General features: G+C 37.0%; 15 protein-coding genes. 10 read left to right on the forward strand and 5 right to left on the reverse strand.

All coding sequences use genetic code 11. The annotated features are described in order from the left end of the window. Positions 1-16: 16 nt before the first annotated feature. Both SP041_RS14385 and SP041_RS14390 read left to right on the forward strand, forming a co-directional pair. On the forward strand, positions 17-421 hold the full coding sequence (locus SP041_RS14385; protein WP_137297890.1) for a hypothetical protein: 405 nt from the start codon (positions 17-19) through the stop codon (positions 419-421). 266 nt (positions 422-687) lie between these two features. Then, on the forward strand, positions 688-1,122 hold the full coding sequence (locus SP041_RS14390) for a nuclear transport factor 2 family protein (protein ID WP_025564629.1): 435 nt from the start codon (positions 688-690) through the stop codon (positions 1,120-1,122). Between the two features lie 130 nt (positions 1,123-1,252). On the opposite strand, the gene SP041_RS14395 is transcribed toward SP041_RS14390, so the two are convergent. Continuing rightward, complete coding sequence (locus SP041_RS14395; protein ID WP_240791477.1) at positions 1,253-1,621, reverse strand: ribosome recycling factor family protein; 369 nt, start codon at positions 1,619-1,621, stop codon at positions 1,253-1,255. A 158-nt stretch (positions 1,622-1,779) separates the two neighbouring features. Beyond that, on the reverse strand, positions 1,780-2,670 hold the full coding sequence (locus SP041_RS14400; protein ID WP_025564631.1) for a LysR family transcriptional regulator: 891 nt from the start codon (positions 2,668-2,670) through the stop codon (positions 1,780-1,782). 106 nt (positions 2,671-2,776) lie between these two features. On the opposite strand from SP041_RS14400, the gene SP041_RS14405 reads away from it, so the two are divergent. Next, entirely contained in the window at positions 2,777-3,643 is an 867-nt protein-coding gene (locus SP041_RS14405; protein WP_025564632.1) for an MBL fold metallo-hydrolase, read from the forward strand. 74 nt (positions 3,644-3,717) lie between these two features. Next, complete coding sequence (locus SP041_RS14410; RefSeq protein WP_137297891.1) at positions 3,718-4,254, forward strand: DsbA family protein; 537 nt, start codon at positions 3,718-3,720, stop codon at positions 4,252-4,254. Positions 4,255-6,221: 1,967 nt separating this feature from the next. On the opposite strand, the gene SP041_RS14415 is transcribed toward SP041_RS14410, so the two are convergent. Both SP041_RS14415 and mrcB read right to left on the reverse strand, forming a co-directional pair. Further along, positions 6,222-6,650, reverse strand: a complete 429-nt coding sequence (locus SP041_RS14415; RefSeq protein ID WP_025564634.1) for a tetratricopeptide repeat protein — start codon at positions 6,648-6,650, stop codon at positions 6,222-6,224. Positions 6,651-6,714: 64 nt separating this feature from the next. Next, positions 6,715-8,985 (reverse strand): penicillin-binding protein 1B, encoded by a 2,271-nt coding sequence (gene mrcB, locus SP041_RS14420; protein ID WP_240791478.1) that lies wholly within the window; start codon positions 8,983-8,985, stop codon positions 6,715-6,717. Positions 8,986-9,614: 629 nt separating this feature from the next. On the opposite strand from mrcB, the gene SP041_RS14425 reads away from it, so the two are divergent. From SP041_RS14425 to SP041_RS14440, 4 genes are all read left to right on the forward strand, one after another. Then, on the forward strand, positions 9,615-10,157 hold the full coding sequence (locus tag SP041_RS14425; RefSeq protein ID WP_025564636.1) for a carboxymuconolactone decarboxylase family protein: 543 nt from the start codon (positions 9,615-9,617) through the stop codon (positions 10,155-10,157). A 461-nt stretch (positions 10,158-10,618) separates the two neighbouring features. After that, positions 10,619-11,341: an oxygen-insensitive NADPH nitroreductase gene (gene nfsA / locus SP041_RS14430; RefSeq protein ID WP_025564637.1), complete on the forward strand. Its 723-nt coding sequence runs from the start codon at positions 10,619-10,621 to the stop codon at positions 11,339-11,341. Positions 11,342-11,627: 286 nt separating this feature from the next. Next, positions 11,628-12,035, forward strand: a complete 408-nt coding sequence (locus tag SP041_RS14435; RefSeq protein WP_025564638.1) for an ATP-binding protein — start codon at positions 11,628-11,630, stop codon at positions 12,033-12,035. A gap of 254 nt (positions 12,036-12,289) precedes the next feature. Further along, entirely contained in the window at positions 12,290-12,631 is a 342-nt protein-coding gene (locus SP041_RS14440; RefSeq protein WP_025564639.1) for a rhodanese-like domain-containing protein, read from the forward strand. Between the two features lie 266 nt (positions 12,632-12,897). Here SP041_RS14440 and SP041_RS14445 read toward each other — a convergent pair whose 3' ends face one another. Beyond that, entirely contained in the window at positions 12,898-13,698 is an 801-nt protein-coding gene (locus SP041_RS14445) for a helix-turn-helix transcriptional regulator (RefSeq protein WP_025564640.1), read from the reverse strand. A 165-nt stretch (positions 13,699-13,863) separates the two neighbouring features. On the opposite strand from SP041_RS14445, the gene SP041_RS14450 reads away from it, so the two are divergent. Beyond that, a complete protein-coding gene (locus SP041_RS14450) occupies positions 13,864-15,264 on the forward strand; it encodes an SLC13 family permease (RefSeq protein ID WP_025564641.1) in 1,401 nt (466 codons plus the stop codon). Between the two features lie 99 nt (positions 15,265-15,363). Next, positions 15,364-15,774, forward strand: coding sequence for a GFA family protein (locus tag SP041_RS14455; RefSeq protein WP_025564642.1), 411 nt, complete (start codon positions 15,364-15,366; stop codon positions 15,772-15,774). Positions 15,775-15,965: the final 191 nt, after the last annotated feature.

Here is a 15,965-nt window from a genome sequence, read left to right on the forward strand (position 1 = left end):
GGTTGTCATTACTCACTTGAAATGGGTGTTCCCTTATATCGGTTGGTATGCAGAGACTGCCTATTGCCATACTCCCTTCGGTTACTCAGGCATTATGGTGCTTTGGTATTCTATATTTTTTGGGATGCCGTTATTTTGTGGTGTGTTATTTGCTATTCCTTCTGTGCCTGTTGGGATTAAAGGGTTAAGAGGTAAGCAGTTTCCCCCGAAAGGATTCAAAGTTTATAAGCCAACTCAAATTGTTACAGATTGGCGTGCAAAAGTGAAATCATTAGGTTATACCTTTGGTGCATTACTATTTGTTGCTGTCGCTATATGGGGGAGTTTTCAAGTTGATAGTATGCCAAACGAACCGGAAGCATTTGATTACAGCGTATGCGAGTCTGCAATGCTCGGTCATCCTCCGTTTGAATCTTTCTAGTGTTATCTAGTTTGCTTATTTAAAGGCGTTGCTTGTTAGGTACCTCATCGTTTTTAAGCTCACTGCTTAATGTTACTGATCATTAGTAGCTTTTTCTTCTTAAGCATCCATATTAAAAATAGAATTAATATTTGGACGATTGGGTTCGAAATTAGGACTATTCCATTCCTTATTACTCATAGAAACCTCTATATTATTAACCAAGTAAACACCCTTATTACTTATTAAATCCTGAATCCATAAAAATACAAAGTAGAGAACATATTATGTTGAAATCATTTTTAATCATCGTTGGTATTACCTTTTTTTCATTAAATGTACAGGCAGATAAAGCAACAGATAAAGTTGCTATTGAAGCCGCTGTAAATGACTACTTTCAAGGACAGGGCGAAGCTAGCAAAGAACGTCTATTCCGTGCTTTCTCAGCAGACCACGCGACAATGGTCGGTGTAGTAAAAGATGATAATGGCAAAGAGATCATTAAATCTTGGAAAGACATGAACAGCGTATTAAATAAATGGGCTGCCAATGAAAAACCAGCAGGCGGAGATCTAGACGGTGAAATCTTAAGTCTTGATATTGTAGATGACCGTTTAGCAGTGGTACTTTTCCGCTCTACTAGCCGTTTTTATGATGCATTAACACTGGCTAAAGTTAATAATGAATGGAAAATAATCGGTAAATCTTACGTACTTCAATAACGATTACTTTAACTGTTTTTTGAAGTTCTACTTCTAGTTACTGCTAATCGAAAGATAATCTCTTGTAACACTTTATAGCAAGCTTCGGCTTGCTTTTTTTATGCATAAAGGAAAACGGGGCTTTGTTTTATTAAGCCAAACCTTCTGCTTTATCGATAGCAATTCGAGCTTCAATTAAAGTGCAGCTCGTTTCTGCTATTAGTCGATTAATGGTCATGTCAGGATTGGATAGGGTTATTGCCACTAAATCAAAGCTAGGTTTAGGCAATCCTTTTTGAATGGCGTCAGTAATCCATATTGTCTTTGGTTGTTGTAACTGTTCACTTACCTCAACAAGTTGGCTTTGTTTGCCTGTTAACAACCAATTTTTAGAACGGCGAATGCGCTTTAAACTACAACCATGCTGATTAACCAACGCTATTACCGTTACCTTGCAATCAATACGATGCAGGAAGTTGTTTAACTTAATGGATAGGGGAGGCGACGTTTTATTTTGCACAGATTGTTCCAGCAAGGTTTTGATTAGCTATGAATAATAACTTTTGTAGAAGCATTTGACGAATTAATGTAGCATTTATAGAAAACGTTTGTCATGGATCGCTTTCTTATCCAAGCAATGAATCACTTTTTAACGCGCCAGTTCATTTATTTTTATGATCAATCCCAAGGGTGCTGTTTAAAATATTCACTTAGGAAGTCAACTAAAGCGCGAACTGTTGGAGGCAAGAATTTCCGAGATGAATATAATGCATATATATTCATATCATTCGCTTTCCAATCAGGTAATACCTGTTCTAAATCACCTTTCTTCACGGCTTCGTTGGCCATATAAGTCGGTTGCATTGATAAACCAGCACCACACAAAGTCGCTTCAAGTAGAGCGGTGGCTTCATTGGCTGTTAATCTGCAATTTACATGTATAGATTTATGCTCATTTTCACGTTTTAAATGCCAAATATGGCGTTCAAAATTAACGTAACTAAGACATTCATGTGAGCTGAGATCATCAGGTGTAAAAATGGTTGGTTTTGTTGCTAAATAAGCTCGGTTGGCAACGATTATTGACCGGCATACTGCAATAGGTTTCCCTATCAGAGAAGGATCTGGCGCAGAGGCAATTCGAATCGCCAAGTCAATTTGGCTCCCTATTAAATCGATAGCGGTATCTTGTAGATTCACATCAATTTTAACTTTGGGGTGTAACGACATAAATGAACAAATAGCAGCCATAAATTGAGAATGAGCGAATGACATGCTGGTTGCTATTTTTATTGAACCTGATAACTCTTTTGAAGATTTAATATTAGAAACAAGCTTATCAGCAACGCTGAGCCATTGCTCTACATCTTCAAGACATTCTTCACCTATTGTCGTTAGTGTTACCTTTCGAGTTGTACGGTGAAGTAAGCGTGCCCCAAACCAGTTTTCCATCGTCTCTACATAACGAGTAACCATTGGTCTCGACATCTCTAGTCTGTCAGCCGTTGCAGTAAAACTGCCAGAACGCGTTACATCAATAAATACTTGAGCTGCTTTTATTCTATCCACTTATATGTCCGATATATGAAACAATGTTGCATATTATTGTGTATATAAACGTACCAATCAATCATTCATAATTATCCCCACTTCAATAAATGACATGGGTAACAGAATGAACAAAATTATATTAATTATCGCCTCGATACTATTTGCTAATACAGCATATGCTACTAGTGAAACAGCACTATCATTAAAAGTATATAACGCAGATAGTCATAGCTTTCACGTTAACTCAACCTTGATATATGGTGAGACAGAGGCTGCTATTATAGATGCTGGTTTTACTAAGGCTGATGCTTTAAGAATTGCAGCTAACGTACTTGATTCAGGTAAAAAATTGACGACCATTTTCATTAGTCAGGCGGATCCTGATTATTATTTTGGCACAGAAACGCTTAAGCAGATATTTCCTAATGCACAAATAATCACAACACCAGCAGTCCAAAAAGTGATCCAAAGTAAAATGGCTGGAAAGTTAGCTTTTTGGGGACCTAAAATGGGTAACAATGTCCCTCATTCACCGATATTACCTAAAGCAATCACCGACAGTGCTTTTACTGTAGATGGATATAAAGTAGAGATTCACGGGGCATCGGGCTTACTTGCACATCGACCTTATCTTTGGATCCCATCAATAAAAGCAATAGTGGGCAATATTGGAATATTTGGTAATTTGCATGTTTGGACTGCAGATACTCAAAGCCAACAGAAATTGGATGCATGGCAGGTGCAATTAGCTGAAATGCTAGGATTAAATCCACTTATTGTAGTACCTGGGCATATGACTCCTAACACCAACCTAACACCAGATAACATCAACTATACCGCTTTATACTTAAAAAAATTCGAACAAGAAAAGCAACAGAGCACAAATGCGGAAGAGTTGATCAATAAAATGTTGGAAGCTTACCCTAATGCCTTATTTCCACTTGCGTTGAATATAGGTGCAAAGGTTCATATGGGGGAGATGAAATGGTAAAAATTCATTATTTATATGATCCAATGTGTGGGTGGTGCTTCGGGGCAACTCCTCTTGTAGAAATTATGTATGAAATGGCATCTGTTCAATTAGTTATGCACCCTGGAGGTATGATCAAAAGAAGAGAAATAGATAGTGGGTTTAGGCAAATGGTGCAGAGTCATGATCAAAAAATCGCGTTAAGCACCGGGCAGGTATTTTCTCTGGCTTATCATGAAAGATTGAGTGGTAATGAATCGATCATACTGGATTCATATATAACGGCTCAAGCTATTTGGGTTATGGAAAAACATTATGACAAGGGATTTTTAATGCTGAAGTCGATTCAGCAAGCTCATTATCAATCAGCACTTGATACGAGTAACCCTAATATATTAGCCGAAATTGCCATTAGGCTGGGGGCAGATAAACGTCATTGGTTCGATTGGGTGTCGGCAGAGCGAGAGCATTCTTCTAATGCGATTCAGAAGAGCCATATGTTAATGCAACAATGGAATCTTCAAGGTTTTCCCTCTTTTATAATAGAAAAAGAAGGTAAATATACTCGATTACCTCATGCTCAATTTTATAACAACATCACAGGATGGAAAGCATTAATAGAAAGCTTATAGTTATTTAGCATCTAGTTATTACGCTGAATAATGAGAGGTAATAAGCTTTCTTAAATTATTTGGTGATAAAGAGAGTGACCCGAGTTTATAAGCACTTATGGAGGTTTTAAAGAAATATCAGAAAAAGTATTTAGTCGATTAGCCACTGAGTGGACAAATTATAAATTTAACGTAGATGGTTATGTTGCGAGTGGCGATCACGTTTTTACTTATGTTACTTATCAAGGAGTCTTTAACAAAATAGGTAAATCATTTAAGGCGAGGGTAGCTCATTTATGGATCTTAAAGGAATATGAAATTATTAGTTCTGAGCAGTTTGTTGATAGTGTGCCAGTCATTCATTCGATGAAGTGAGTCCTAATTTTATATCCGTTTACCCATTATCAAGACTTTTCATTTAGAGGCTAACACCCTGTACAAAAAACTGTTGGACAACCACTTTATAAACTAAATTCTATCAATGAGTTAATAATAAAATACAAACTCAAAGTAGCTGCGACAACGCCTCCTTGAGTTTTTCTGAATCAATGTCAGCCTTTACTAGGCTAACAAGTAAAGTAGTGACTATATATATCTAGCTATTTTTGTTATTTATTTTAATAAGTAGATGCCCACAACTTTTACTGTTGTCATTAAAGCCACAAGTGAAATATCTATAAAATAGATTTTTGAGCTAAATAAGTTATGAAATTATTTATTTAGAGTAATTTGTTCAAGCCAACAATCAAAATAATAAAACCGCCTAGAATATATATAACAGGATATATTCTCGATTTTTTACTCGCATCCCTCACTAAGCGTATTGTGAGGAAACAGTGAACAAAATCATCTCTGAATGAGTAGTTATTATCTAAAAAATAGCCTTTCTAAAAGACAATATCCCATACGATATGAAGCCGATAGATATCAAGATAGTAAATAATAATTTATACCATGGCACTTCAAACAAAATAATATTTCTGGGAATGATAACTGTTCATAACCACCTCGTTCTTGATAACTGTTTACATTTTCTATTATATTTAATGTTTTTTATTAAATATATATTCGTTTTTTTTGATTTTTCCACAAGTCTATTTACTTGTTAGTAATATAAAAATATCGATAACTAGCGTTTTTATAGAACCAAATCCTATAATAAATTAAGGTTTAGTGAGTGTAATAAAAGACTAATGTATAGTTTAACAATTTGAAAGTATAACAAGTCATAAAATAAGTAAGTTTTGGACACCCAAGTGTTGAAGTTATAAATATTAATTAGTTAATAAACTAGACGATACCCAATGCAGCTACCAAACTCCACCGTAAAGCTTTTCCAAGCCATTCGATTATTTTAGTAAAGCTAAACAGGATGTCTAGATTAGTTGAAACGCCGATAGGGCGAAATGCCAAGCCGAAAATATCGATGTAACTCGATGAGCTAAGACCAATTAAAAACTAAAGCAGAACAGCTATATCCTTTTAACAACATCATTTAATGGTTGGATTAAAAGGACAGAACATCCTTCCAATATTGTTTTTTATAGCCTCAATTTATGCGTTAAATACCGGCTAAATTATTTTTTATTTTATGATAAATATCGCTATCTATTGTTAATGCTTAGGCACATAATCTCGCTGTTACCAGGTCGCTTAATGTCACCATGGAACGTTCGTCATCGGGTTATTAGTTGTTTATCTTAATAAAGGAAAGCATCGTGAGTAAAGGCCAAGACAGTAAAAAAGACGGTAAGAAAAAACCGCTTTTGACAGCAAAAGAAAAAAGAACTGCAAAAATAGTAAAAAAATCAAAAGTTGGATTTGTAGCTAAATAAATATTAAGTAAAAGGTCATCAATTTTCCGATGACCTTTTACCTTCCTCGTTTTAGTCCAGATTATCAATATCAATATCAATAAGCCTTCTTAATATCAATTGGTATAACCATGTTTACCGACCTTTCATATCATTTGACGAAAGCGTGATGGTCTATTCGGACGCAAGCTTTTCTAATAATAATTCAGCTTGGTCGGTTAATGCTTTATTCGGATTTAAGCTAAGTGCTTTTTCAGCGAATGATTGGGCTTGCGCATTTTTAGCTTCGCGGTAGCTTAACTCTGCTAGGCGTAAATAGACTTCAGGGTTACGTGGAGAGATCCTGATTGCACGTCCTAACGTCCCTCTCGCACCTCGTAAGTTGCCATTGTTTTCTTGCTGCACTGCAAGGTTTAATAATGAGTTTAATGCAGAGCTTCCCTTAACTGTATTATCGGTACCGCCTCTTGGATTAGTGGTTGAACTTGGCGTTGTGGCGTCTGTTACGGGTGCGGTAACAGGTGTTGTAGTGACAGGCTTTGTACTACAAGCCCATAAAAAACTGGATAAACAAGCAACAATAACAATTTTATAATACTTCATTATTTTGATCTCTTTATTTGGGTAAATTACTTAGCTGAATAAATTACTTAGTTGGATAAATTACTTAGTTGGATAAATTACGGAACCAATCGATGACTTTATCGGTTGTGCTACAACGCTTTTCTTGTTTTGGTTCACTGCCGCTCACGAAAGGCAAAAGAATCGCATTATCACAATTATCTTCGCTACCGACACCTGTTTCACTGTCAACCCAACCGAGGGTAATGTTTTTTGGTGTGAGGTTCTGTAAAGGTTGTTGAGCACGCGCTTTAAAAATATCAGCCCAGACACGAAGCGCACCACTTGAACCCGTTAATCCTGTGGTTTTATTATCGTCACGACCAAGCCAAACCACCGCTTGCATGTCATCTGAAAAACCTGCAAACCAACTGTCTCGTAAATCATTGGTTGTCCCGGTTTTTCCTGCCACCGCAAAATCAGGTAATAACCATTGTAATGCTTTAGCGGAGCCTTCGTGCGTCACCGCTTGTAAAGCATGGCGTAAAGTATAAATTGAACTTGAATTAAAGCGTTTTTGAATATCGATAGGGTAGCTGGTTAATACTTCACCGCGTGCATCGACGACGGAGCTGATTGCCAATAACGGCGTATAAAACCCACCAGAAGAAATAGTTTGGTACATTTGAGCAACGTCAAGCGGACTCAATTCTGCAGCCCCTAATGTAATTGCTGGGACCGCTGGAATATCACTATCAACGCCAAGTCGTTTTATGGTTGATAATATATTATCTAAGCCTAGCTCATTGCCTAAACGCGCTGTTGCCTGATTGTATGAGTGCGCTAATGCTTTATATAAAAGCACATCGCCATGATCTTTTAAGTCGTAATTTTTAGGAGACCAACTATCACCGTTTTCTAATGTTTGCTCGTAGGCGGCATCGCTTATTGGGGTCGCTAATGTATATTGTTCACTGTTTTCCAACGCGGTTAAATAGACGGCGGGTTTCATTAATGAGCCGATTTGTCGACGGGCATCAATGGCGCGGTTAAATCCTGCATACTGAGTATTGCTACCGCCAACAATAGCGGTGACTGCGCCTGTATTGGGTTGCGTAACAATGACCGCACCTTGCAGGTTAGCACTAGCGTTAGATTTTTTTTGTTTAGCAATCATTTTAACCAAGCTAGACTCAGCTGTTTCTTGAATTAAGGGATTAAAATGGGTGAAAATAGACAAGCCATTCGAGCTCAAGTCTTCCGCTTTGTAATCATTCTGTAATTGCTTACGGACAAGATCTAAATAAGCTGGGTAACGTTTAGTCTTACTGGTGCTGCGATCGCCAATCCCTAGGGGAGTTTGCTTAGCCGATTCAGCCACATCTGCATCAAGGCGATTTTCTCTTACTGCAATATCTAACACTAAATTACGGCGTTTTAATGCACGTTCAGGATTACGCCATGGATTGTAATAACTTGCACCGCGCACAAGTGCAACTAACAGGGCTTGTTGTGAAAGGGATAAATGCATCAGATTTTTTTTGAAATAATATTGACTGGCTAAACCAAAGCCATGAATGGCGCGCGGTCCATCTTGTCCAAGGTATACTTCATTCATGTATCCTTCTAAAATCTGAGCTTTGCTTGCATGTAGCTCTAATAATATCGCCATCAACGCTTCCTGCGCTTTACGAATTAATGTTTGTTCTGGCGTGAGGTAATAGTTCTTAATCAATTGTTGCGTTAGGGTTGATGCACCTTGTGAAAACCCTCCCTGTTTAATATTTGCTATCACTGCTCGCCCAATGCCGCGCAGTGAAATACCATAATGATCATAAAAGTCCTTATCTTCAACGGCAACCAATATTTCTTGTAAAGAAACAGGGACCTCGTCAAGTTGAACGAGTATTCGATCTTCGTTATGTGAAGGGTAAATTCCTCCAATAAAAAGCGGTTGTAAACGCACTAAGGCTTTATTTTCATTACTTTCTAATGCGGATACAAAGCCATTAGTTAAGGTGATTTTTATTTTTTGTGCTGCTGCTAATTCGTCACTGAACTGAAATTGAGGGATGAAAATAGTCACTTTATTTCGTTCTATTAATGCCTCTCCGGGTTTGTTAACGTTACTCACAAAATGATATCCAAGTAGGGTCATTTCTTCACGTAAATCAGCCAGCGTGAGTGGTAATCCTTCGTATATTTCTAAAGGCCGCGCGTAAACCGTCGATGCAACTGACCACTGTTTATCTTTAAACGTTGAGTTAACAATGGAATCTAAGTAAATGAGCGTACCGATAGCGACCATTATTAATATTAATAATGCAGCCCATCGTTTACTTATGTATTTATGAATAGTCGTGTATTTATGGAGCACAGTAAAGCCTTATGAGAACAAAAAATAAAAAGAAGATAATAACAAGGTCATCATCGTCTTATAGAAACAGTTAATTATGGGTGACATAAAAGAGGGGTAATATTTTTATGTAGAAAACTTGATTAAGCCAGTTCTGACCACCCATAACGTTGACTAGTATTTATCATCAAAGTTCCTTTTAAAAGTGCAGTTTCTCTGTTCAGTGCTCGAACATCAGTCGGGTTCATTGCGTTGTTGTAGTTAAATTTAAGTTGTATTTAAACTTAACGCATATAAATGTGCATTCTTTTCGGCACATTCATCGTTTGCTTTCACTCACATACAAATTGAACTAGAACTAAAAATAGAAATAGAACTGTCATCTTTTAATGATTATCTGCATCGCTTTTATTTAGAGCCAAGTGCCAAGTAAATACTACTTGCTTACACCAAGACGACTTTTTGTCGCTTAATTACAAATTATCCCAAAAGAGTTGGCTTACAAGTTTGATAACCCTCTTACGTTTAATCTTTATTAGTTAAACTAAATTTATTTTGAACGATTGTTCAAATTAAGGTTGAACGTTTGCTCAAATTAAAATAGTATGTGCTCTGAGTTACTTAAAACATATTATTTATTGGAGTTAAACATGACAGATTTTACGTTATACACAGCAGAAAATGCACCTGAAGCATCAAAGCCGTTAATGGCTGATTCAGTAGCCGCATTTGGTATGGTACCTAACTTACACGCAGTAATGGCTGAAGCACCAACATTACTAAAGGGCTACCAAGTACTGCATGATCTTTTCCAAAAAACATCGTTTAACGCTGAAGAGTTAACTGTTGTATGGCAGTCAATTAACGTTGAGCATGAATGTCATTACTGTGTACCTGCACATAGTGCAATTGCAGCTTCAATGAAAGTTGACCAAGATGTTGTTGATGCACTTGTCAACAAAACACCGTTGGCTAACCCTAAGTTAGAAGTATTACGTGAAACGACACTTTTAATGACGCGCGAACGTGGTGTGATTAGTGATGAACAAATTGAGACGTTTTTTGCTGCAGGTTACGGCAAGCAACAACTACTTGAAATTATTGTTGGTTTATCTCAAAAAGTCATGAGTAACTACACAAACCACCTTGCAGATACGCCAGTTGATGCACCCTTTAAAAAATTCATAAAATAATTTAGAGTTTTTAAAGTGTGATATAAAAAAGGTAACTTCGGTTACCTTTTTTCTTTTATAAGCAAACGATAACACCAGTCAGCCTAGACTATGATAAATAAGTGATCGCCTTATCGAGTTTGATCAAAACAACTATAACTTTTCGACTTTGCTTGTAGTTAAGTTAGCTCGCTAATTATAGCCTTATTGGGTAAGCTTATTTGTGTTTGAAATAGTCACCCTATGATTTTACCTAATGGAATCTACTCCATACTTTTATTTCAATACTGTTACTTCAATACTGTTACTTCAATACTGTTACTTCAATACTGTTACTTCAATACTGTTACTTCAACACTGTTACTTCAATATTTTTTACATCATTAGTTGTACTTCAATATCTTCATAAATGTTATTAAGATAGTGTTACACCTTATAACGTTACTTATGACGATAACTATAATGACAAGGATTACTGATTTATGAACAAAACCATTGAGACAATGTTAAATCACCGATCGATTCGCCAATATACTGATCAACCGATAGAGAAAAGCCAACTTGATACGATTATTCAAGCTGGGTTAGCGGCTTCTTCATCGAGTATGTTGCAAGTTGTGTCTATCATTCGAGTGACGGACAAAAGCAAACGTAAGTTGTTAGCTGAGTATGCGGGTAATCAACCTTATGTTGAAAATGCGACTGAGTTTTTGGTGTTTTGTATTGACTACCAACGCCATGCGGCCATTAACCCAGAAGTGCAAGCTGACTTTACAGAGCTCACGCTTATTGGTGCGGTTGATTGTGGCATTATGGCGCAAAACTGTTTGTTAGCGGCTGAGTCATTAGGGTTAGGTGGCGTCTATATTGGTGGGCTACGTAACAAGATACAGTTGGTTGATGAGCTACTTGAGCTTCCACAAAATACATCGGTGTTATTTGGTATGTGTTTAGGTTATCCCGCGCAAGATCCTGAAGTTAAACCGCGTTTACCTGTTCATGTGATTATGCATGAAAATCAATATCAACCACTGAATATGGACGATATTAAAGGTTACGATGAAGTGATACATAACTATTATGCAAGCCGCTCGAGCAATCAAAAACAAAGTACGTGGTCTGAACAAGTAACGGGGCAATTATCAAAAGAATCTCGCCCGCACATTCTGCCGTATTTGAATAAAAAAGGGTTAACAAAGCGTTAGATTTTAGAAGATTTTTTATACATTCGTTATCTTTAGGGATAGTTGCTTGTAGCAATAATTCTCTGAAATGATGAGCTGCAATGATTATTTGCAATTAAGCAAGGCATGGATGCCTTTGTTGAGTATAAACAATGAATTTGAGTATAATCAGGCAAGTCCATAATTAACTGCTTTTCAAACATAGTTAGTCCATTTTTTGTTAGGCTACGTTAATATTGAAATCAGATAACAGGTCATTAAATTCATTAGGAACCAATGCATTGAATACAAGCTTAAGCACTAAACCATGCGGACATTAACGCTTACCTTAATACGTGGTTTACCCGGCAGTGGTAAAAGTACATTGGCTAAAAAGCGGGTGGAAGAAGCGGCTAACTCGACGGGGCAAACAATAGTGCATTTAGAAGCGGACATGTATTTTATTGATGATGCTGGCGTATATTTTTTTCAGCCTGAGTTTATTAAAAAAGCACATGCGTGGTGTCAACAAGCCTGTGAAAATTTACTGCAGCAACAACAAAGTGTCATTGTGTCAAATACGTTTATTAAGCATTGGGAAATGAAGGCTTATCAACAATTAGCCAAGCAATATAACGCCAAGCTTGAAGTGGTTGTGTGTAAGGGAAAGTACGCGAATATTCACGAAGTACCTGCCGAAACAGTGAAAAGAATGAAACAGCAATGGCAGCCGTAATGTTAAAATTTAAACTTATGGAAGCTATCACTACGAAACCGTGATGCACTTTAAGGTCGAATCTATCATGTGAAAAGATAGAAAACTGGCATGCCAATATTGTCACAAATGTCATTAATATAGTGTTGTATCTTATAGCGGAAGTTATAAAGCAGGTTATAGTGGCTCAAAAAGAGCTAACGAGACGTTGGTATTATTTTAAATTAAATTTTTAAAATAACTATTTTGAATAGCTATTCAAAAGGAGTGTGGTTATGGTTAATAAATCGATTAAATATACACTTATTTTTACACTGGGCATGTTATTCAATACAAGCTTGTTCGCTGAGCCCATTTGGATTGATGTGAGAAGTTATATTGAAAATAAGGTTGATAATATTGAAGGTGATAAACGTATATCACACTCAGATATTGTGGATGAAATTAGCGAATTGTTCCCTGATAAAAATACCGATATTCGTTTGTATTGCCGTAGTGGCATTAGGGCTGAAAACGCCTTATCTGCTTTACATAAAGCAGGATACAATAACGTTATCAATGTCGGTAGTATTGAGCATGCTCGTGAATTAAGGTTTAACAATGAGCCTGTTAAATAACTTCAGTTCTGTATAAGCAAAGCGATACAACACCTCTATTTCTGCGGGTTTCTGTATTAAATTATCTCTCAATAACCCGTTATTGCTTCAATAATTTGCCTTGAACGACGCAACACTAACAGCACTGACTAGTCAAAAGTTATAACTTTATGATTTTAAATGTAATTCTGCTTTCATTAACCAGAGTTGGGGTTAAATAAATTAATCTCAGTTTATATTGTTGTATTAGAAGACCCTCTTTTTATTACTCTCTTTTTAAATACGCTTTAGATCTGCGTTATATATTCCTGTGGTGTGTACCCAAATTGGGCTTTGAACGTGGCTATAAAACTGCTGACATTTTTATAGCCTAATTCATGAGCGACGAAGGTCGATGTTTTCCCCTGTGTTAGTAATGCAAGTGAGTTCATTAATTTAAACTGACTACGCCATTGACGAAATGTCATCCCAGTTTCTGCTTTAAAAAGGCGTTCTATTGTGCGGACGCTCGCGCCTGCTATTTTCGATAAATCGGGTAATGAAAGGGCTTGGTTTGGGTGTTGTACAATGTAATTAATTAACCGTTGTAAGCGGGGATCTTGCCCTGAATGAATATTGTTATGAAATGACTCAAGCACTCCCAACTCATCAATAGCAACCAAGCCTAAGTGTTTAATTTTTTGAGCTGTTAAAAGTATTTTATGGTCGGTTAACTTTAAGATAACTTCTCGTAAAAGGGGACTCATTGTGAGCATCAAAATAGACTTTTCATTTTGTCTAACTGGGTATGAAGGGTCAATGTAGATATTGCGTAACTGAGTATCTGTTTCACTGTTTACTTGATGAGGAATATAACTTGGAATCCAAACTGCATGAGTGGAAGGGACAACCCATATAGTCTCATTGCTAGTCACACTTAAAATACCCGTTGCAGCCCATAGTAGTTGCCCTCTCGCATGAGAGTGAGCGGTAACACCTGTTTCCGCTTGCATATTCCTACTATGCGTCAGTACAGGACGAGTATGGTCAATAATAAATGCATTATCACTGGGTGCTATATTTGGCGTTTTATGGGTATGTTTTGTCATATTTTCTACTTAAGACGACACTAAATGTCGGTTACTATAACAGCCAATGCACCAGCTAATATACCAGTCAATATATCAATGATTATATTGGTGACTATAAGCAACTGCATCATTTGTTGTTCTAAATATAATTCATATTAACGTTATTTCGAAAGGGCTCGTTTTATGCAAACCAAGTTCAGTTTACGGTCATTTTCCTTTATTGGTGTGTTAGGTATTGCATTGATGCTTGTTTTATTTCCTATTGAAAACAAATCACTGTCTTTTTCTTATAGCGCTGCTGTTGTGTTGATCACCTTAGCTTGTTGGAGCACCTCTGTTATTCCTCCTTTTCTAGCTGGGCTGATCTTTTTTGCTTTATCAACGATTTTTCATTTGGTTGAGCCCGCTATTTTATTTTCAGGGTTTGCTTCTACCGCGGTGTGGTTAATTGTTGCAGGGTTTGTGATAGGGGGAGCGATTTCATCATCTGGCTTAGATAAACGATTAGCATCCATCATTGCACCGCATTTAACCTTGAGCTATTTTCGTTTAATCTTTGGTTTGGTGTTAACGGCTATGTTGCTTGGCTTTATTATGCCTTCTTCAGTGGGACGGGCGATTGTTTTGATTCCTGTTGGCATGGCTTTAGCTGAACGTGTAGGTTTCACATCGGGCAGTAATGGCCGTCGAGGAATTGCGGTAGCGTTAGCAATTGCTTGTAATATGCCTAGCTTTGCAGTGTTACCCGCTAATATTCCCAATATGATTTTAGCGGGGGCCAGTGAAACGTTGTTTAATATTCACTTTAGTTACATTGAATACCTACTTTTGCATTTTCCAATTCTTGGTGTGATTAAATCAATGTTACTGGTAGGCTTAGTGCTGTTCATTTTTCCAGATAAAGTTGTTTCCCCTACTAATATTAAAGAGGCTTATTCAGGTTCAATACCTACATTCGATAATAAACAGCAAAGAAAAGTCGCTTTGCTTCTCGTGATTACTTTATTATTTTGGGTGACGGATTCAATACATGGGATTAACTCCGCTTGGATTGGGTTAACTACCGCTATTATTTTATTATTGCCGAAATGGGGAGTGCTTGAACCTAAAGCATTTAATCGCTCGGTTGATTTTGGCACGGTCATTTTTGTAGCGGCAGCACTTGGTTTGGGTGCATTAGTGAATACATCTGGCATAGGTGAATATATGGGACAAGTATTTAGTCATTTGTTACCTACATCATCGGATAATACTTTTTTAAACTTTATGTCGCTTTCTCTTATCTCTACTTTTACTGGGCTGGTCACGACTATACCGGGTGTGCCTACGGTACTTTCACCGATGGCTACAGACTTTTCTCAATTAACTGGTTTTTCAGTACCCGCAGTTTTAATGACACAGGTTATTGGTTTTTCTACTGTTATATTTCCTTATCAGGTGGCGCCGCTTATTCTTGCGATGCAACTTTCAAAAGAATCGTTAGGTAGTTTATTGAAGGTCACGTTGCCGCTGGCGATCATCACTATTTTGTTCTTAATGCCATTAGATTATTTATGGTGGTTAACACTTGGTTGGATAAATTAACGACTGAATAAAGCCCCTTGAACGGTAACGGGGATATTCATTTTTATTAATTCGAGATGATGGTATGTTTACCAATATTTATTTTACATGGAGGTTATTATGACCAAAATTATTACCGGTGGTTGCTGCTGTGGCGACGTTACTTTTACTGTTGAAGATAACTTTAGTGATTTTTTCTTTTGTCATTGCGAACAATGTAGAAAATTAACCGGCAGCGCGCATGCCGCTAATTTATTTACATCTGCAGATAATATTAATTGGGTGAGTGGAATAGAAAAAATAAAGCGCTACGACCATCCAGAGCGTACCTTTACGCAAGCATTCTGTGAAAGCTGTGGTTCTGGGTTGCCTTTTGTAACGCAAGGTGGGGAGTCTTTAATTGTTCCTGCAGGCAGTTTGAATGAAGAATCAGTTAAAACGTTAGATGCTCAAATATTCTGTGCAGAACAAACTGAATGGCACAAAAGTGGGTTAGGGGTTAGTAATAAAGTGCCGGGCTTTCCTGAGTAAGTAGCGATTACTTTTTCCTATCCAAGTTTAAAATATTATTCTCGATTTAAAGGCCTTCTTTTAGTCTAATGCCGATCGGTTAAGGATCTAAGAAGAAAACTTGAACGATCTTGCAGATAGAACATAATCCCCACTCTTATTTAAGGTTGGGGATTTTTTTTTGTTTAATCAAGAAATGGAATTGGTGTATG

Source organism: Psychromonas sp. SP041, from assembly GCF_000470315.2.
Classification (GTDB): Bacteria; Pseudomonadota; Gammaproteobacteria; order Enterobacterales; family Psychromonadaceae; genus Psychromonas.